The 19604-nt window shown below is 38.1% G+C and carries 13 protein-coding genes; 6 read left to right on the top strand and 7 right to left on the bottom strand.

The window, feature by feature from the left end; translation table 11 throughout:
• Positions 1 to 186: 186 nt before the first annotated feature.
• Positions 187 to 1071 (bottom strand): helix-turn-helix transcriptional regulator, encoded by an 885-nt coding sequence (locus V7122_RS14230; RefSeq protein WP_335527321.1) that lies wholly within the window; start codon positions 1069 to 1071, stop codon positions 187 to 189.
• Between the two features lie 202 nt (positions 1072 to 1273).
• Positions 1274 to 1894 (bottom strand): hypothetical protein, encoded by a 621-nt coding sequence (locus V7122_RS14225; protein WP_335527319.1) that lies wholly within the window; start codon positions 1892 to 1894, stop codon positions 1274 to 1276.
• Between the two features lie 436 nt (positions 1895 to 2330).
• Here V7122_RS14225 and V7122_RS14220 point away from each other — a divergent pair, with 436 nt between their 5' ends.
• Positions 2331 to 3305, top strand: coding sequence for a nuclease-related domain-containing protein (locus V7122_RS14220; RefSeq protein WP_335527318.1), 975 nt, complete (start codon positions 2331 to 2333; stop codon positions 3303 to 3305).
• A 464-nt stretch (positions 3306 to 3769) separates the two neighbouring features.
• On the opposite strand, the gene V7122_RS14215 is transcribed toward V7122_RS14220, so the two are convergent.
• Entirely contained in the window at positions 3770 to 5188 is a 1419-nt protein-coding gene (locus V7122_RS14215) for a short-chain fatty acid transporter (RefSeq protein ID WP_335527317.1), read from the bottom strand.
• A gap of 314 nt (positions 5189 to 5502) precedes the next feature.
• Between V7122_RS14215 and V7122_RS14210 the strand changes: the two genes are divergently transcribed.
• From V7122_RS14210 to V7122_RS14200, 3 genes are all read left to right on the top strand, one after another.
• On the top strand, positions 5503 to 6255 hold the full coding sequence (locus tag V7122_RS14210; RefSeq protein ID WP_335527314.1) for an NUDIX hydrolase: 753 nt from the start codon (positions 5503 to 5505) through the stop codon (positions 6253 to 6255).
• 136 nt (positions 6256 to 6391) lie between these two features.
• Complete coding sequence (locus tag V7122_RS14205; protein WP_335527312.1) at positions 6392 to 7774, top strand: S41 family peptidase; 1383 nt, start codon at positions 6392 to 6394, stop codon at positions 7772 to 7774.
• 232 nt (positions 7775 to 8006) lie between these two features.
• Positions 8007 to 9938, top strand: coding sequence for a hypothetical protein (locus tag V7122_RS14200; protein WP_335527311.1), 1932 nt, complete (start codon positions 8007 to 8009; stop codon positions 9936 to 9938).
• 251 nt (positions 9939 to 10189) lie between these two features.
• On the opposite strand, the gene V7122_RS14195 is transcribed toward V7122_RS14200, so the two are convergent.
• The 3 genes from V7122_RS14195 to V7122_RS14185 are packed head-to-tail and all read right to left on the bottom strand — an operon-like array spanning position 10190 to position 12181.
• Positions 10190 to 10462 (bottom strand): hypothetical protein, encoded by a 273-nt coding sequence (locus V7122_RS14195; protein ID WP_335527308.1) that lies wholly within the window; start codon positions 10460 to 10462, stop codon positions 10190 to 10192.
• Positions 10462 to 11193: an Ig-like domain-containing protein gene (locus V7122_RS14190; protein ID WP_335527307.1), complete on the bottom strand. Its 732-nt coding sequence runs from the start codon at positions 11191 to 11193 to the stop codon at positions 10462 to 10464. Before V7122_RS14190 ends, V7122_RS14195 begins: the two co-directional genes overlap by 1 nt.
• A gap of 1 nt (position 11194) precedes the next feature.
• Complete coding sequence (locus V7122_RS14185) at positions 11195 to 12181, bottom strand: Ig-like domain-containing protein (protein ID WP_335527304.1); 987 nt, start codon at positions 12179 to 12181, stop codon at positions 11195 to 11197.
• 586 nt (positions 12182 to 12767) lie between these two features.
• Between V7122_RS14185 and V7122_RS14180 the strand changes: the two genes are divergently transcribed.
• The gene (locus tag V7122_RS14180) at positions 12768 to 15116 is read left to right on the top strand and encodes a hypothetical protein (RefSeq protein ID WP_335527302.1); all 2349 of its coding nucleotides are present in this window, start codon (positions 12768 to 12770) and stop codon (positions 15114 to 15116) included.
• A gap of 947 nt (positions 15117 to 16063) precedes the next feature.
• Here V7122_RS14180 and V7122_RS14175 read toward each other — a convergent pair.
• On the bottom strand, positions 16064 to 17392 hold the full coding sequence (locus V7122_RS14175) for an Ig-like domain-containing protein (protein ID WP_335527301.1): 1329 nt from the start codon (positions 17390 to 17392) through the stop codon (positions 16064 to 16066).
• Positions 17393 to 17574: 182 nt separating this feature from the next.
• Between V7122_RS14175 and V7122_RS14170 the strand changes: the two genes are divergently transcribed.
• Positions 17575 to 19587, top strand: coding sequence for a WD40 repeat domain-containing protein (locus V7122_RS14170; protein ID WP_335527298.1), 2013 nt, complete (start codon positions 17575 to 17577; stop codon positions 19585 to 19587).
• Positions 19588 to 19604: the final 17 nt, after the last annotated feature.

Raw genomic sequence — 19604 nt, 5'->3', positions numbered from 1 at the left:
GTTGTACCGGGTAATCAGCCAGTTCAACAGGATCTATACTATGCTGCACAGGATAGTCGGCCAAGTTAGAAATATTAGAACCGAAAGCACCCAATCCTAAAACAGATAATGACAGGGCAGTTACTTTTAATAGTTTTTTCACATTTCCACCAGCTTTCCCATATTTTATAAGATAAGTAGATTGTATCAGGACTTAAGTAGTTTAGCAATCTCACTTTCCATAATACTTAGTAATTTTGTCTTTTTCTCCAATGTTAACAGGTGAAGGCACTCGTCTAAATAGTGTTTTCCTTTTTCAACTTCCCCCATTTGAACATAGTTATGTCCAATTTGGTAATGAAATTCATTTAAGAGATATAGCAATTCTTCATTAATACAGAGATTTAGTCCTTTATAACAATAAGAAAGAGATTCTTCATACATATCTAATTTGGTATACGCTTGAGATAAGCCAAATAAAATTCTTAATTTCCCTTTCATATTTAATACGTGTGGGAGATTTTCTATATTATTTAAGGCCTCAAGAAAAATGGTCACGGCACTGCGATAATTTTTAGTATCGTAAAAAATAAGCCCAATACTTGTTAGGATTTCAATTTCCCTCTCAGTAAGAGATACCCTTTTTGGATTGGTTAACGCTATTGCCTTACTCAAAGTATCAAATGCTTTATCCGAGTCGCCATCAAGGTGATGGTAACAAATTCCCTGATGCCACATCAAATATTGCTTTAAGGATTTTTGAGTAAATAAGGGACTGTCTTCTTCTTGTTGAATGATATTGCTGATTGCTTCGTAATTACGATCTCTTTTAAACTTTTCTATTAGTTGAATAACTGCATTTGGGTAATGGACAGTTGTCTTGGAAGCGATATCGAAAAAATAGGTTAGTTCCATATCGAGCTTTTTTGAGAATTTATAGAGCACATCTATGGTGGGGTAGGATCGTTCTTTTTCGAAAGAGATTAATTCATCTACTGTGCAAATTCCTTCTGCTAATTCCTCTACTGTTAAGTTTTTGTATTGCCGAAAGGATTGGAGGATTTCTCCAAATAAATATTTCTCTAGCTTCATATAAATCCCTCTTTTCAACAATCTCTAATTCTATAGTAACATATTCCTTTTCTCTTAATAAAGGGAAGAGTGACTTATGTTTTGAAAATTCAATAGTATTTGGAAATTTTATTTTCAATGTGGTGAATTTAGAATTATTTATTATTATTCATTATAGTTAATTATTATACAACAGTATTTTGGATCTGTGTATTTTTCAAGGTCATTTCCTCCATGGATAAAATGCTAGATTCAATACTATCCATTGAAAGATCGTTACTATAACCCCGATTTGATCATATATTGGATATTGGTCAAAAAACCTCAGAATAAAGAATTGCAGCGGCAAAAGACATAGGGAGAATAGCAGTAAATTTCGATTTGATTTTTGCCATAAAGGATATAAGTAGGATTGTTGAGTCCGTATATCCCGGATCATCCATCGGATAGATAAACCTAAAAAGAGAAGATCGAAAGGGAAAATGATTTTTCCTACCGGTATGTCTGTTCCTAATGTGTCCCCCCGAAAATGAACTGTTTCGGAGGAGAAAAACCATGAGCCTGATTCAGCGATTAACACGAAAAACCAGAGTAATAAAAGCCAATGAAATGGCTTGCGGGCGCCTCTCCATCCGAGAAAAATGACTGTAATCAGCAATGCGGTGAATATCAGCAGGAGCCAGTAATGCCCGGTGATTCCGCTTCCGCCTATTCCTAGCCATCCTGACCATGTATAGGAGCGGCCATCGAATAGCCCCCGAATCACAGGTAGCCAGAAAGTAATTCCGCTAACCATTACATATGCAAGAATAACGTGCAAAAGCCTATCTGGTTTCCATTTCATGCCGATCACCCCTAATAAATTGTATTAATCTTATTGATTTTCATGCCTTCTAAACGCATTTCTTAGAAAAATTGGAAAAAGGTTTGATACGGGGAAACTTTTTTCTGGAGCTTTAGTAATATATTAATTGAAAAAAATGTCATTTTATCAAATTGGAGTGAATTGGGAGAGAGACCTCTAGGCATGAAGCGGAAGTTTTGGGGGAGGCCATTCGCGCTTAAAAAGATGACAAAACGGAATTGGCTGACAACTTGCTTAAATTGGCTGATAAACCTTCATAATTGGCTGACAAACTACCAAATCTGGCTGATAAGCATGCATAATTGGCTGATAAACTATCGAATCTGGCTGACAAATAAAAAAAGTCCATTCATTAAGAGGAATTCAAGATAAAACATCGAATTAATAACTTCAAATACGGGAGAGGAGTGACATATTGATTAAAAAAGACAGAAAAAAGCCGATCACTTTACGAAAATTGGAAGCTTTGGACAGGAGAATAACGCCTGCTCATCCAAAAAAGCAATTAATAGCGGATGATTTGGCAAAAAAGAGAGCGGGTTTTCGCGGGGAGCAGGCGCTTGATTACCATTTAACCTTCATGCCGACTGAAAACTACCACATTTTCCACAGTTTAAGATTACAGGATCATAAAATGCGATTTTTCCAAATTGATACCTTAATCCTTACTCAAAAATTCCATTTAATCCTCGAAACAAAAAACTTCTCAGGGACCTTGTTTTTCGACCAGGAATTCCATCAATTATTGCGCACCAATCAAAACGAAAGTAAAGCCTATTCCGATCCGATCACCCAAGCAAATAGACAGACCCGTCAACTTCGATTGTGGTTAAATAGTCATCGTTTTCCATCCGCTCCAATCATTCCATTTGTAGTCATCAGTTCTCCATCGACCACGATACAAACGAATCCGCAATATTCCCACCTGCTGCGAAATGTAATTCACTCAGCTGCACTTCCCTTTAAAGTTGAAGAGATTGAGAAAAAACACAAATCGAACCTCTTAACCAAAAAAGAGCTAAATGCCATTTCTCGGCTGCTATTAAAAAAACATGTACCCTTTAATCAGGATATTCTGGCCAAGTTTCAAATTGGAAAAGAAGAGATTGTGACTGGAGTATATTGCAATAGCTGTTTGTTATTCTCCATGCGAAGAGAATGGGGGACTTGGAAGTGCACAAGATGTAACAAGGCAGATCCCGCTGCCCATCTCCAAGCACTTGAAGATTATGCGTTATTGTTTGGACCAACTATTACAAATTTGGAACTAAGAACATTTTTGGGAATCGAATCAGAGTCAGTGGCTAGGAAAATTTTAACCTCAACTTGTCCTGAATCTTTTGGGGAAAAAAAGAATAGAGGATATATAATTCCGATGTGGCTGGATTGACTAGCAGCTTTGGCTTCATCCTTATGAATGGGTTGCGCGCCGCATAATTGGCTTACAAACTGCATGAATTCGCATTGCGTCACCGAATTGGCTGATAAACTGCATGAATTGGCTGATAAACCACTTAAATTGGCTGACAAACCATCAAATTTGGCTGACAAACCTCCTAAATTGGCTGACAAACCATCAAATTTGGCTGACAAATCTACTAAATCTCCCTCAGAGGAGATTTTTTAATAGCATATTTGAGAAATTCCACTAGATTTCTTAGAAAAATTTGATAAAAAGCACTCTTCCAATGAAAAATAGCACTCTTTAAGAAAAAAACCAGGGTTAAAAATGCATTTTACCCAAAATGGAGGGTGTCACCACGGGGACAGGCGCTTGCCACAATTCAACTACGATAAAAAGACAAAACCCCCACTGTAATCAAAACAGAAGGGGCAAAAATATTTTAATCCAAATTATCCCGCAAATACCGGAGCCACATATGGCATTGTTTTTGCCAAAAGCCAAACCAATATTAGGACAACTGGTGCGTGGAAGATTAATTGCAAAATAGAATATCCTGCGAGATCTCTTGCTTTAACTCCCAAAACACCTAATAAAGGCAGCATAAAGAATGGGTTGACCATGTTAGGGAGTGCTTCTGATGCATTATATACCTGCACAATCCAGGCCATGCTGACATTTAATTCTTTTGCGGCTTCAAGTAAGTACGGCGCTTCTACGATCCATTTTCCCCCGCCTGAAGGGAGGAAAAGCCCTAAAATGGCTGAATATACGCCGGCAATGAACGGAAATGAATTTTCTGTTGAAATGGAAAGAAAGAATTTTACTAAAACATCATTCAGTCCAGAGTTCATTAAGATTCCGAAAATCCCAGCATAAAGTGGAAATTGTATGAGTACCCCACCGATAGCAGGCACTGAATTAGCGACTGAGTTCAAGAAGTTTCTAGGTGTCCAGTGCAAAAGCAATCCTATCATTAATAACATAAAGTTATAGTTATTAAGATTCAGTGCAGCAATCGGTCCCGTTTTCGAAATGACGTGAATGATATAAACTGAACCAATCGCAACTAATATTAGATTTAAGATTGGGCTGTATTCAAACCACTCTCCAGGGCGCTCAGCTTTCTTCTTCGTCTCATCAAGATTTCCTATTCTGCCATAATCAATTCCCGCCATTTCGGCAGTTTTCGCTTTGTCTTTACCCGGGGCAGACACATACGCAATCCAAACGGATAAAACAATGAGAACGACAATCATGGTTAAATTTTGCCAGGTAAAAATGGTTTCTGACATGGAAATCGTCCCACTAATTTCGTATAAAGCAGGAGGAATCGATGCTTTCGTTGCCATCAATAAGGCTGCAGAAGAGGAAAGGCCCAATGCCCAAACGCTTCCAAGTCCAAGGAATCCCGCGGCGCCCATTGCCCGGTAATCGACACCTTTTACTCGTTTACTAATCTCTTTTATTAGAATTCCGCTAAAAATCAAGCTAAAACCCCAGCTTAAGAGAGACGTAAACATGGAAAAGAAGGCGACAAAGGCTACTGCTCCCTTTGTTGATTTAGGGATTTCAGCAAGCTTAGCGATAAGTTTATGAACCGGTTTAGAAGAAGCGACCACATAACCTGTAATAATTATAAAGGCCATTTGCATAGTAAAAGGAATTAAATCCCAATAGTGTGTTCCAAAATCAACTCCAATTTCGACAGGAGTCCTTCCCATTAATAAGGCAATAATAGCGATCAAAACGACTGCAATTGCAGCGAAAATATAGGCATCTGGGAACCACCTCTCACTCCAGTTTGCGAGTGAAAAGCCCATACGAGCTAAAAGCCCTTCTTGCTCTGTATTTACTTTATCTTTCTTCATCAAGAGTCACACCCTTCGTAAAATTTTGACTATTTATTTTACCTTTCCACCTCTGATACAACTATAAACTTCGCTTTTGTCTTCTCCCTCATTAGACTGAAACCGCTTCCAAAACTTGCTTATACCATTACCCCCTATGATTGCCCCCATGGAAGATTTTACATTTTGTTTGAATATTAGTAAAATTCATAAATAGAATATACTTTATTCTATTTTCGAATAAAGGGAGAGAAGTGGCATCATGGGACTTCGTGACAAAGGGTAATATGAAGTTATTACCAAAGTTAAAAAAATGCCAAGAAAGGACCCCTCTCATGAACTCAATAATCATTGAAAAAGCACCCGCTATTGTAAAAGTAAAACTGGATCCTATCCCTATCAATCTGCCGCATGAAATCCGACACCAGCATGAACTTTATTGGCAAAAACAAACGAAAACGAATCCCTCCTTACGCAACGGAGAAGTCTTTACGATTACCACTATCAAGCAAACACAGGAGGAGCTTGTCGTTACGGTGGCTAAGACTGACTATAAACATTATTTATACACACTGAACCATGAAAACTGCGAAACACCATGCAAAGTCATTTATACGTGCGCCGCGGTCATAACAAGCGACAAGAAAATAGCCATTGGCCGAATGAATTGGACAACCTCTACACCTGGCCGCCTTCAATTCACTGGAGGAGGACTGGATGAATCGGACCTAGAAGAAACAACATTTAATTTAGAGAAAAACATCAGCAAAGAAATAAAGGAAGAGCTCGGATTAGACATTCACTCACCATCCACTCGCTCTTTTATCCCTAAATTCATAAAGCGTAAAGGTACACATGATTTTTGGGCAATTATTTATGAACTATCTGTTGAGTACACAGCCGCAGAAATGCATGCCCGATTCCTTACCCATAATCATCATTTAATAGAAATGGGACAGCAGCCAGAGTTTGATGATCTTCTATTTGTCCCTATTGAAAAATCAGCTGTAGAAGCCTTCATCCAAAATGAATCATCCCCGATGGTTGATTACCTAGCTCCTATTCTAGTGAAGTATACAGAATGCTAGGGAAAAAATATAACTATAATTCCATCCATAAATATACTAAAATAGGACTTAATACATAATGTCATTATCTGCCGTACGTGTTAGAATCTTCCAGTTACGACCGCGGACGGTGTTTGACAACAAGGGGGGAGCACCAATGGGGAATTTGAAAAAGTATTTTAGTTTATTGCTAGTTTTATTGCTGCTGTCGAATGTGACTTCTGTTTCTGCAGCGGAGCCGATTGATGAAATACGAGATTTGATTAAGGAATATTACATAGAGGACGTGCCGGCATCGGTATTATCAAAGCCGACTGCGAAGGAAATCACGGAGCATTTGGACCCTTATTCCGTCTACATGTCAGCTCAAGAGTTTAACCAGTTTACGAATGGCATTGAGCAGCAGTTAGTGGGAGTTGGGATCGTTCTGGATGAGGATCCAAAGGGAGTCAAGATTATTTCCGTGATCCAAAACGGTCCAGCTGATCGGGCTGGGTTGAAGGCAGGAGATATTATTATCGGTGCCAATGGAACGGGCTTAGCCGGACAATCCGTGCAAAAAGCCGTTTCGATTATTACGGGCGCAGCGGGTACTTCCGTCACGCTGCAATATATTTCAGTAGACACAAATGAAAAGGTCACAAAGACGTTAACAAGAGAATTAATCAGAATTCCGAATGTCGAGTATCAAATGCTCGGAGGGGATATCGGCTATATTCGCCTTCACAGCTTCTCACAAGAGGCAACAGAGGACATTACGAATGCCATTGGAAAATTACCGGGTGCAAAAGGCTGGATTTTTGATCTCCGGAACAACGGCGGAGGCTATGTGTCTACTGCCCAGGAAGTAGCAGGTCTATTCCCTAACGTAACAAACGCGTTCCAGCTTCGATATAAATCGCAGCAGCCTGAGGTTTACGCAGCCCTTCCGCAAAAGGTCAAGTTTACAATCCCAACTCATATTCTCATCAATGAATATAGCGCAAGTGCTTCCGAAATGGTCGCCGTCTCTGTCAAAGAACAAAAAGGGGCAACTTTATACGGACAAACTTCCTTTGGAAAAGGGTCCATGCAGTCGCTATTCACATTAAGTGACAGCAGCACGTTAAAATTAACAACAGCCCGATTCTATTCACCGAGAGGGATTCCTGTTCATGAAGTAGGCGTCACTCCAAATATTGAAACGGCCGTGGGAGAGGAATTAATCGTCTCGCATAGAGATCAACTCCTTGCGAAACACTCAACCTATCAAAAGCTGCCTGCACTAAAGGATGTTCCGGTAACCAAATCATTTACCGTTCAAATGAACATGCAAATGGATTGGTCCAAACTAAACGCTCAGGACGTTCAGCTGATCCAACTAGGCGGCAAGGAAGTACCGGTTGATGTGAAAATAGCGGATGATTATAAAATGACCATCACTCCGAAAGCACATTTGCAATCAAAGGGTAAATATTTGCTCATGATCCATCCGAAATGGACAAGCAAAAGTGCAAAGCAAATGCAGAATGGAATCTATTTAGAGGTAACAGTTAAATAAGATATGGCTAAGTGAACCCGGGAGAAATCCTGGGTTTTCTAATGTTATTGAGAACAAGGAAGAGGGCCATTACCATACTATATGTTCTTTATTAAGAAAAAAATGTTCGTTTTCTATTTAAAATTCAGATTATTTATTGTATAATATAGAATATAATTCAATGGGCATGTTCAAGTTGCTTATTTTTTTAGACTAATTGTTCTATATAACGAATAAAAAGGAGGACATCACATTGGTGCCAAGGTCTTCTCGACATAGGAGTAATAAGAGAAAACAAAGGAAAAGAATGTTTAAGGCTTTTTCGTCTAGTGTAGCTGTTTCATCCCTGATATTAGGAAGCGGGCATTTAGTATCGCCTACATACAGCGAGTTTAATTCAGTTAGAGAACAGGAAGTGGATATTTCTGCATGTTTTATTTTTCCTCAGACGATTGAGCAGATGCGAGACCGTACAATTGAACTTCAAGAGGAAGCGAAGTCTGTATTAGATGAAGCCTTAGGAAAAGTAGCGGAACTAAACGTTGAGTCCATGAATGAGAAATTAGCCGGCTTGAAGAAAGATGACGGAACAGAAGCTGGAGCTGAAGGGGGAACAGAAGGTGGCACTCCCTCCCAAGAACAAGAATCCGGTATAGATGTGACAACAATTGAAGGGCTTCAGGAGGCCCAAGCCCTATTAGTGGCAGAAATCGCCGCTCTAGAAAACACAATGACCACTCTTCAAAACACAATTACTACAAATGAGGAAGAAATAAAAACGCTTGAAGAAATCACCAAAGAGATTGATGAAATGGTAACTCAATTGGAAGAAATCATTTCAGTTGTTTTTCCTAAAGCCCAGGACCAAATTCAAGAAAAATTAGATGAAATGAATGAAATTATTGAATACATTCTTGAAATAAAAGATGCAGCCATCCAAGATTGTAAATTCGAACCTCAGTTTTTCGAGGACATCTTACTGCAAATGAATACGGAAAAAGCCAAGACGGAAGAATTGATCAGCAATCTGGAAGAGAATCTAGCTATTACCCAAGAGCAAATGAATCAGCTGGAAACTAATGCTTTAGAGCTGCAAACGGCCATGGAAGAACTTAAACAGGCAAATGTAGAATTGTTAGCCTCAATAGAAAGTATAAAAGCTCAAATCGCAGCGATCAATCAACAAATCACAGCAATTGGCCAGCAGATTGCTGACATGAAAGCATTACAAGTGCAAAAGGATAGCTTATTCGCAGGAATGGGTGCACTTAAAGAATACTTGGAAAAGTCAACGGACTTATCAGAGGAGCAAATCCAACTATTATTAGAAAAGTTAGCAGGTGTCGTCAAAGACATTGAAAAAATAACCCTTGATAACAAAGACATGTCCGCGATTGAAAAAGCAATACTTGAACTAGACCAAGAAATTAAGCAAGAAGAAGAGAAAGCAAAATTGGAGAAAGAAAGGCTTGCAAAAGAAGAACAGGAAAGACTTGAGAAAGAGCAGTTAGAGCAGGAGGAAAAAGAGCGGGAAGCTAAAGAAGCAGCAGATGAAGAGCTTGATCAGGAGCAAGAACCTGGTGAAGGTGAGGAAGAGCTAGAAGAAAAGCCAGTTGGAGAAGAAAATAAAGAAGATGGAGAGGGTAAAGAAGAGACTGAGGATAAAGATAAAGAAGAGCAAGAAGAAGGTAATGAAGAGGAAGACGGAAACGAAAATGAAGAGGAATCCAAAAAGGGTGATCAGGAGCTAGAGAAAGAAACGGATCAAGAAAATAAAGATAATCCAGGTCAAGGTAATCCTGAAAAAGCAGATCCTGCAAAGCTAGGGCAAGGTAAACCAAATGATAAACCAAAGCAAGAAGTGCCTAAGAAAGAAGAACCAACTAAACCAGGACAAGGCAATGATAACCAAGGTCAAAAACCTCAAGAGCCTCAAGAGCCCAAGCCTGTTAATAATTCCGAGAAGATAGACCAAGGGAATAAAGAGTTAGCAAGAAAAGAAAACTCGAATCAATGGGAAAATGGTATTAATCTTCTATTGAATCTGCTCGAAAGGCAAAAGTCAGGAAATGATAAAAGTACACCACAATTAAAAGACGATAACAAGGTTGAAATGAGAAATGAAGAAACGGACCATCCTGCAGTGGTGGAAGTAGCCCCAACGGCAACTCATAGTCCAGTTTAGATTATTAATTAACATGCAGCTCCGGTAGTAGGTCATGGCTACCGGGGTTTTTCTAGTTGGAGAGGTTTAACTATAGGCAGAGTTGGAAGTCACCCAGTGTATTAAAGATAAAACAAAAAAAGCCAGCACCCTCAATCAAGGATACTGACAAAAGTTCGGCAGATAACTCTGCCCAGTTAGGTAAGCACTAGCCATTGGAACAGTCCATTACTAGTGTCCATCTATAAGACGGTTTGACTATCAAAAAAGTTTCATTCAATCCGAAGAATTTTGAAAATATTTTCTTCTTGTTGGTCTTTCTGAGATAAATCGTCATTTTCCTCATCTGATTCGGTGACTTTACTGTTAGGCTCAGTTTCTGACGAATCATGGGAATCCTCATCCATGACCGTCTCTTGAGACTTGTCTTGTTCACCAGCAGCTTTATTGCCCTCTTTGAACTCACTAAAAAGCGTTGGCCAGATGATCAGGTTAATGATGATGAGGGTAAAAATGAACGTATTGATAAGAGCCTTTTTTGCCATTACGGAATCACGATCTCCTTTGTTTCCAGCACCTTATTGGATATGCTATACCCTTTAATAGTCAGCTTTTCTCCTTTCTTCAGGTCTGGTGTATAAAGGACAAACAAGTTATTTCCCTTATACTCAAATTCATTACTGCCGGCCTTCACCTTCGTCACATGGTCGCTAACTTTAACGGAGATTTCAACAAAGTGTGAATGGCGTTTGGTCTGGGTACTCACCAACTTCGTATCTTTCTGGGTTGAATTTGGAGTGGTGCTGGGACTAGGGTCATTTTTACTAGTGTTTGTTGAAACTTGTCGATTGTCAGTTTTTGTCGGACCGCTTGTCACTTTATTGGTGCTTTCTTTTGTAACTAGCTTAAAAGGCAAAACCGTATGTTCATTCAAAAACGTACTCTTACCCGTTTTTATATTCCCCTTAATGTACAAATAATATTGAACGCCTTCCTTATAAGAAGTTTCCGGTGTAATCGTTACTTTGCTTTCATTGGCAGAGAGACGCAGTTTTGTCTGCAACTTCTTCTGACTTTTATCTATAATATAGAAGTTTTGCTTCTTAACCGTTCCCTTGTTCACGGGTGCAGTAAAAGTAATGGACCAGCTCTTTAATGGATCCTTTATCGTCCGTTCATCTAATACAACCTTTTCAATCGAAGCTTCTCCTCTCAGAATTCCAGGAAATACGACAATAATCGCAATCATGCTAAGAAGAAGTAATGTTCTTCTCATTCTACCTGTCCTCAACCTGTACTTTAATATCCTGCATTAAGCTTTCAGATAGAAGGGTTGTGAACAATTTATCATTGGACAGGAGTTCATAGAAGGTGTAGCCCTTCCCAGCTGTTTGGTACTTAAAGGATTCCTTATAGGAGTTAATTATTTTGCCTTCTTCTGTAGCGAACTTAATTATTTTAGAGTCGATCGTTTTCTGATCTTTATTTTGAACGGTTACACGAACATCAAAGAAGTCAGGAACCTTTGAAAAACCGATATCGAACACCAATGTCCTTTGAGCTGCCCCTTTTGTTTTTGGAGGCACAGGATCAGCAAATCCCTTTTGCAGGACTTTTCCATTCTTCATAATATCAACGTGTACGGTATCTACATCATCACTCTTCGTTGTAATATCAATATTCGTGATGCCGCTAAAGGAAGTTTGGTCATCCTTCATCGCGCCGGGCTTCTTATGCATAATATTAATTTCATTTATATATCTCTCTGGAGCGAAGGCTTTTATTTGCCTAGGAGCATAGTCATCCAGTAAATTCGTCAGCCTTCTTTCGTTTACGACCATGAGTTCATAGAAATCAATGAAGTTCGTATGAAAGGAGTAGGAAAGAGATTGATAATATGTCCCATTTTGCAGCTCAACGGCTGGAGCATTCATTTGAACAAGGTATTCCTTGTTGAAATCCATCATATTCTCTGGAACGATGATTAACGTTTGCCCATCTTTCCGCACATTTTTAATGGGGAAATCATAATAGGTGCTATTGGTTCTTTCATACAATCTTATATATTGTGAGGACACATTTACGATGTTGCTATTAAACTCGATTTTAATGTCTGTATCGATTGGAACATTCTGATCCCCAGCTGCAGGAATGGTTTTTTCGATTTGGGGATAAGTAGTGGCCCTGGCATGGTTGTGAAACGCGGGGCCTATTATAGATAGAAGTAAAATGATCATAACTCCCATCACCTTGGCTGTCTTCATTGTCATTAACCACCTTCATATGTAATGTTTCGTTAGTCTTACTATACAACGAATTTCGACATTTCTCTACCGAAAAAAAGGAAAAAGCCGCCATAATTGGCGACTTTTCCTGAACGCTGAAGCGAAGGTTAGTACAAGCGTACTATACAAGTTAAAGAAAGCATCCATTTGGGAGAAAACCTTCTTACCCCTAGTGTACCAAATAATACGGAAAAATACATGAAAAATTTTCTAATTGACCCATTTTTTTATTTTATATGCAATTTTTTTTTGTTCTTGCATACAATTAAAGGGTGTGCATTGTCTATGAAACAGTAAATATATTACAAAATTAATAAAAATATGATAAAAATTGTAGAAATTTAGCAAGCTTTATATTATCATATGATATATAAACCAAAGTTGGAAAGCCTATCTTCACTTACCAAAAAAAATATACATTGGTAACTATTGCATTAAAGGTAATAGTTTGGTATACTTTTTTACTAGTTAGGTAAGCGGTGGATATAGAGGAAAATACAACCATTGGTTTATTCATTGCTAACAAAAAAATGCACTACATAGCATGAAGGGAGAATACAAGTTTATGAAAAAGAAAGCTATTAAACTAGCAACATCAACAGCTATCGCAGCTTCAGCATTCGTTGCTGCAGCACCAGCTAACCAAGCTGATGCGGCTGTGAACGTAGATCAATTAGTTAAAGATGCAGAAAACGCTGCAGGTGCTCTTAAGTGGGCTATCTCTGTAGAGGGTACAGCTGATGGTAAAACAGCTCCTCACGCTCTTTACAATCTTACAAAAGATACTAACAAAGCAGCTCAAGCAGCTGTTGCAAAAGCTAGCGGAGCTCAAAAAGTTCTTTACACAGCTCGTTTACAAGCTGTTGAACTTCAAATTTCTCGTGCAATGGCTTATATCGATGGAATCACTGCTGGTAAAAAAATCGAAGGTGATACAGCTACATTAAATGCTGCTATCGCTGCAAAAGACCTTGATAAGGTAGAAGATGCTTACCACAAAATGACTAAAGAATACCGCAAGCAAGCTGCGCTTCTTGACCGTGTATATGGTCAATCTACTCGTGACGTTATCCGTAATGCCACGAAGAAACCAGCAGAAGCTGCAATTGAAGCTGTAAAAGTTGACGTTACAGTTAAAATGCACTTAGATGCTGCAGATAAAGCTATCAAAGCTAATGACTTAAAAGCAGCTGGAGAATCTTTAGAAAAAGCTCAAGCTTGGCTTGATAAAGTAAGTGCAACATTCAAAGCTGAATTAACAAAGAGCAGTGAAGATGTAGTTAACGCACTTCCATTAAAAGTATCATCTGTAAGTGCTCTTGATAAAACTACTGTTGAAGTTAAGTTTACAAAAGCTGTAGATGTTGCATCAGTTTCACACTTTGCATTTGATAATAACTTAAGTGTTTCCTCTGTAGTTTTATCTACTGATAAAAAGGTTGCAACATTAAAAACTACAACTCAAGTAGAGGGTAAAACTTATACTTTATCCTATAAAGGTGAAAATACAGGCAAGAACTTTACTGTTGGTAAGAGTGCGGCAGATGATAAACTAACAGTGGATGCAACTGATGTTGCTCGTTTTGACAAAGGTACTAGTCGTTTATATGTAGTTACTCTAAAAAATCCTGATGGATCAGTATTTAAAGGGAAAGCAAAAGTAGATCTACAAAAACTAACATCTGCACTTAAAGCTAATGGTGTTACTACAGATGCTGGAACTGCTATTCTTCAATCCGTTAATGGTGTTACAGGTGTAGCAAGCACAAATGGATTTAATGCTAATATTACAACATGGGAAGGCTTAGTGAATGATGGTAAGTTAAACATTATCGTTGCTAACGCTTCTCTTGCTAATACAACTTCTGTTGGTGTAGCACCAGTAATTACTATGAACAGCAAAGCAGATAATGTATTTGATGCTGATGACAAATCTGTTGAAGGTGGAGCTGTAATCTTCCTTGAACAAGCAGCTAATGCTACTAATAATTTGTTTACAGATATAGATGTTAAGTATGTGAATAAAGATGCGAACTTCTTCACTGCAACAACAACTGGTGGCACAGTTGAAGTTAAATACAACTACGATAGCAATGATATCTATCAAGTTAATGGAAATGCAGTAACTGAGGCTGACTTTGAAAGCAAGCTTTCAAAAGCTGATAGAATTGACGTTAACTACCAAAATAATGCGAAAAATGGTCAATCAATTTTCAATATTACAGTTGATCATAATACTGCTGACTTAACAGTCACTACACCTTCTAAAGGAACATTAAGAGTAACAAATTCTTACTACACATTAGTTGGTACAGCTCAACCTGGCTACACAGTTCATGTTTACAGAAATAACGGTAATAATGCAGTACATGATTCTGGAGAACAATTAATTGGTAAAGTAGTTGCTGATTCAAATGGTAACTGGAGCCTTGGTGTAAACCTTGATACTAACCAATTAAATGATTTCGTTGTAGTACAAGAAATTACAGGTGTAACAGTGGCAAATGGTAAAGCTGGAGTACAAGTGAAACTTCAACATGGTAATTATATCATTACTGGTGCTGTTTTTGCAGATACTAATACTAATGGTTCAGTTGACCTTGGAGAAGTTGCTACAATTACTACAACTTCCGGAGATACAGTGAAAATTGCGGATGGAGCATCAATTACTGTTAAAGACTTTGATGGAACTTATGCTACTTTCACAAACGGTGTTAACAATACAAAAATTGAGAAAGATTCAACTAATGGTAATATCTTTAGAATTACTTTTGGATCTGCAAATGGTTCTATTTCCGGTGGAGATGGTAAATTAACTGGTAACCTAATTATTGATAGTGTTACAGGTATTACGAACCAAGATAATATTGTTTTAAACATTAAAGACAGCACAGATGCTGTAATTAATAACTAATTTTTATAAAGGTGCCTTTCGTGGATAAGTTTAACAGAAATTTGTGCATAGAAAGGACTGAAATTAAGAGGGTTATCGTATAAAGCGATAGCTCTCTTTTTTATATACATCCTAGCAAGCCGTTAATATTTAGTTGGTGAAAGTTCAATTAGAGAATTCAATGCATCCCAAAACAATGACAATTTCTTGCAGATGGTTACAATGATGTTTTCCTTAGGTTTAATGTTTTATTAAAGAAGTTGAAGAAAGTGGAACAGGAAACAGTTATTAAGGAGATTCTTCAAGCTTTAAGGTTGCATTCTAATCAGATGGAGCAATGGTTTAAAAAGAATTGAAAAGATTGAAAAAAGATTTGATTCTATTGAGGAGCGACTCGATCGAATAGAGAAGAAAATGGACGGGTTTCGTGTTGATATTGACAGAGACTTAGGAAACTGTTGACTTCATTGCTAAGAAAACCATACATTACGAAAAAACTCAGTGAGGTTTCATCATCAATAATTCATCTTAACACCCTCTTCATGTAGAGGAACACAATCCCATAGAGTCACATTGTAAAAAGAGTCTTTTGTTAAGTGAATGCTGCTATTCACTTCTGAAAGAGTAATCTTTCATCGTTTTTTTATAGATGAGTTTGAATAGGATCCTTGCTCTGTTAATTGCGATTGAATGTAGACATAATAGATAAAATTTCACATAGAGAATCCGGACTGATAAGTTCTGTTCTTTATGTTCTGTGGTAGTACTCTTTATTTGACAACTTGAAGTGGATACATGTGAGACATGCCCCTTTGATTTTCCCGCATTTTCCCCTATTCTAATCATAAAAAAGGGAAAGCCCTGCGGTGTTTTACCTATCGCAGAACTTTCCTTTAAAATTTAAAAATCCCTAATCCCACTTCAACCTTTAAGAAACAAGAAAATTCGGGGAGATACGGGCACGAACCTCAATAGAAAAAAGTCCCACGATATGTATCCATCACATTAGCTGCAGGGTTTACAAGATCTCTTGCGCCGGAAAGAACAACCGAATAGTAATACCCTTTGCGCAAGCCGATTCGATCAAGTTCTGACTTTGGCACAATGATAGTATCTGTATCACTAGACAATGAAGAATAGGAAACGGCAATTCCTTCAATTGTAATCGCAATCGGAGAACTCGCTGCAATCAATTCGGAAAATTTAATTTCCAAGTTTCCGTTTGGATCTGCTTTCACAGAGTTAACAGTAGGCTTTACTTGGTCGGAAAATATGAATGATGCAACAAAATCGACAGAACCTAGAGAAGCAGAATCTTCTGTTTGGATATTCTTTTTTGCAGTAACGGTATAATTTGAATTTAGGTATAGTGGATCATGCAATTCAATGATGGCGATTTTTTTGTCATCTGAAAGCTTTATACTTTTTATCGTTCTAGTAGAAACGGAGTAGTTGGAAATGTTTTCTGCACTATTCGTCCCATTTCCGGAAATCATCGCCTTGCTAAATTCAACCTTAATTCTTTTAGGCTCAACAGCCGTTACTTTTTCTATTTTAGGAATTGTCGTTTCTGCAATCAGGTTAAAATGATCTGCTAATGCTTTTTTGATACTTGGATTGTCGACATAATTCAAGTATTTCCGCGCTTCTTCAATATGCTTTACAGCAGTGAGATTGTCTTGATTAAGCAACGCTTCTGAAGCTAAATCGATTTCTGCTTTGACTGTGACAGCATACTTTGCGCTATCGCGAATTTTCTCAGCAGAATATTTATACTGTGAGCGAATTAATTCCCTCGTTGACTGGCCGTATACACGGTCCAAAAGGAGTGCTTGTTTACGAATCTCTCCCGAAAGCTCATGATAGGCTTTTTCAGTGGCATCATTGATCAAGTTGCTGTCTAGTTGATTGGTAAGCGCTAATTGTTTTTCTATGATTTTTTCACCGGCAGTGAGGGCGTCAATATACCACATCGTCCGGTTAATATGCAGCTTTACGTTTTGTTCCAGCTCAGCCAAATATGTATGCCTTTGGGCTGCAGGCAATGTCATCACGGCTTTTACCGCATTGTCATATGCTTCCTTGGCAGCATTATAGGCAGCCAATGGACGTGTCTTTCCATCAGCGGTTCCTTCAATCGAAATCGCCCATTTCAAAATCGTTCCTAAATCCTTTGCTTCCTTTACTAGATTACTAACATTACTCGATGAAGCCGCCCCCGCAGGCGAAGCAGCGACAAAGGCAGAGGCTGCCATTAAGGAAGCGCTCATTACTTTAATTGCTTTTTGTCTACTCATTGCAAACTCTCCTATGTTCAAAATATTGGTATTTTTGGCATTGACTATTATATATAATTCTATTGTAAGAGATAATGAGAAGTAATGAAATAGAAAAGTAGAGTAAGTGAAGTACAGCTGCAGTAAATACAAGCCTATTAATCCAATTTTTGCTATAATACTAGAAGAAGGGAGAAGATTGGATGAAAAAAAGGTTTTTCGCACTCGCAATGATTTTTACTTTACTGTTTTCTTTAGAGCAACCAAAGATTATGGCTGAAGGACAAAGTACAGAAGTGGAACAACAGGTTAGAGGCGGTTCAAGTATTATAGGGCCTCAAGTTTTTCAAGTGTCTGCCCTAACGGCTGCATCAGGATCAGATGAAATGGGGCATGCATACATGTATTTCATCATGCATGGCACGCCATCTGCACTGGCAGTCGTAGACTTAAATACGAATGAATTGAAAAAAACATATACGTTGGCAAATTCTACAAGTGCTTGGGGATTAGATGTGGATGAAGATGGAACCGTATGGGTTGGTGGAACAACCGATGGAAACGTGTATAGCTATAACCCGAATACGGATGAGTTCTTCGATCACGGAAATAAGTTAACACTTCCTAAAGATACAGCCATTCAAGATATTGACGCTGTTAATGGCGTTGTCTTTGGGTCAACTGCCTATGGCGGCTCCGTTTTTAAGTATGATTCAATGACTGAGGAATTAGTGAACTATGGGCAAGTTTCGTATCGAAAAGAATTTGCCAAGTCACTTGCGTATGATCAAGAAAGCAATTCTTTATTTGTTGGTGTTGGATCCAAAGCTGATCTCGTAAAATATAATTTGGACACTAAACAGAAAACGGCTTTTCTTCCAAATGAGTATCAAGATGACAAATACGTTCGCGATATTAAGTTCATCGACAATGAAATCTTCGCTCGTATGGAACCCTCTAATAGACTAGTTGTTTTTAATAAAGAGACATTGGAGAAAACTGGTGAGATTGAATTGAACTCAAGAACAATCTCGCAAAAATCCCCATCAGAGGATGTTCTTTTTTACTCCAAGAATAGTACACTCCATAAATATGATTTAAATACAAAGGAAGAAATAAACTTAGGAGTTTCATTATTAAAGGGAACTGAATTGCTGAATATTGAGTTTGTTCAATTAAATGCCGAAAAATATCCTGGGTATACACTGGTTGGACTAATAGATAACGATGGAAATGTCTTTAAGTACAACTTAGAAACGGGACACTATGAAATTACGAAAATGAAATTGCCGGCTCAGCCTGTTACGCTTTATACGATGATTCAGGATGAGAAAAGAGAGAATATTTTTATAAACGGTTATATGTCCGGCGGCTTGGCTATATATAATACGGTTAAACAACAAACAGAATTATATCCGAATATAAGCCAGATTGAGTCGATGACTACTGCTGGAAATAAGCTATACATCGGTGCTTACCCGAGGGCGAGAGTGTTAGAGCTTGATTTATCGCTTCCTTGGAGTGAGACAAATCCACGGGAGATCATGAGATTGGGTCAGAATGGCCAAGAACGATCAACAGCGATTGCAACCGTACCAAATCTAAATAAAGTGTATGTCGGCACATACCCTGAAACGAGCACCGGCGGAGGTGCCCTTGCTGTTTATGACTTAAAGGAAAACAAATACGATGTATATGAGAATTATATTTATAATCAAAGTTTAGTTTCTTTTTTAAGCCACGATGATTCTATTTATGTTGGGACCTCGATTCATGCTAATTACAATGTAAATAATCGCGGAGCAAGGTTTTTCCGTTTCGATCCGAAAGACCCAGAGAGGAAAGAATATATTTATCTGCCGCTTGACGCAAGTATGATTACGAGCTTAATATCTGATAAAAATGGAATCATATGGGGTATGGCAGATGGGACTCTCTTTTCATACGACCCAAAAACAAAAGAAATCAAAACGAAACAAATACTCGAATTGATCTCAGGTCGATTCCGCAATGCTAAAATTCTTGAAGGCATTGATGGCCACATTTATGGCGCTGTGGAGGGAAGGCTATTCGAGGCTGATCCTAAAACTTTAGATATTACGATTTTAAAGGAAGTTGGGGCAAATGAAATCGCCCAGGATTCAAATGGAGATTTATATTTCCGTCATGAAGCAACTTTATGGAAATATCACTTTTTTCAAAATAAAAATAAATAATAGTTAGGCCAGTTAGA

The sequence above is a fragment of the Bacillus sp. JJ1532 genome, assembly GCF_036965085.1.
Classification (GTDB): domain Bacteria; phylum Bacillota; class Bacilli; order Bacillales; family Cytobacillaceae; genus Cytobacillus.
Note: the sequence above shows the minus strand (reverse complement) of the source record. Positions and strands in the feature narration are given on the sequence as shown.

Excerpts from the sequence above, each read along its gene's own strand:
- V7122_RS14230 (WP_335527321.1), bottom strand. The coding sequence starts at position 1,071 with ATGAAGCTAGAGAAATATTTATTTGGAGAAATCCTCCAATCCTTTCGG.
- V7122_RS14225 (WP_335527319.1), bottom strand. The coding sequence starts at position 1,894 with ATGAAATGGAAACCAGATAGGCTTTTGCACGTTATTCTTGCATATGTA.
- V7122_RS14215 (WP_335527317.1), bottom strand. The coding sequence starts at position 5,188 with ATGAAGAAAGATAAAGTAAATACAGAGCAAGAAGGGCTTTTAGCTCGT.
- V7122_RS14210 (WP_335527314.1), top strand. The coding sequence starts at position 5,503 with ATGAACTCAATAATCATTGAAAAAGCACCCGCTATTGTAAAAGTAAAA.
- V7122_RS14205 (WP_335527312.1), top strand. The coding sequence starts at position 6,392 with ATGGGGAATTTGAAAAAGTATTTTAGTTTATTGCTAGTTTTATTGCTG.
- V7122_RS14195 (WP_335527308.1), bottom strand. The coding sequence starts at position 10,462 with ATGGCAAAAAAGGCTCTTATCAATACGTTCATTTTTACCCTCATCATC.
- V7122_RS14190 (WP_335527307.1), bottom strand. The coding sequence starts at position 11,193 with ATGAGAAGAACATTACTTCTTCTTAGCATGATTGCGATTATTGTCGTA.
- V7122_RS14185 (WP_335527304.1), bottom strand. The coding sequence starts at position 12,181 with ATGAAGACAGCCAAGGTGATGGGAGTTATGATCATTTTACTTCTATCT.
- V7122_RS14180 (WP_335527302.1), top strand. The coding sequence starts at position 12,768 with ATGAAAAAGAAAGCTATTAAACTAGCAACATCAACAGCTATCGCAGCT.
- V7122_RS14175 (WP_335527301.1), bottom strand. The coding sequence starts at position 17,392 with ATGAGTAGACAAAAAGCAATTAAAGTAATGAGCGCTTCCTTAATGGCA.
- V7122_RS14170 (WP_335527298.1), top strand. The coding sequence starts at position 17,575 with ATGAAAAAAAGGTTTTTCGCACTCGCAATGATTTTTACTTTACTGTTT.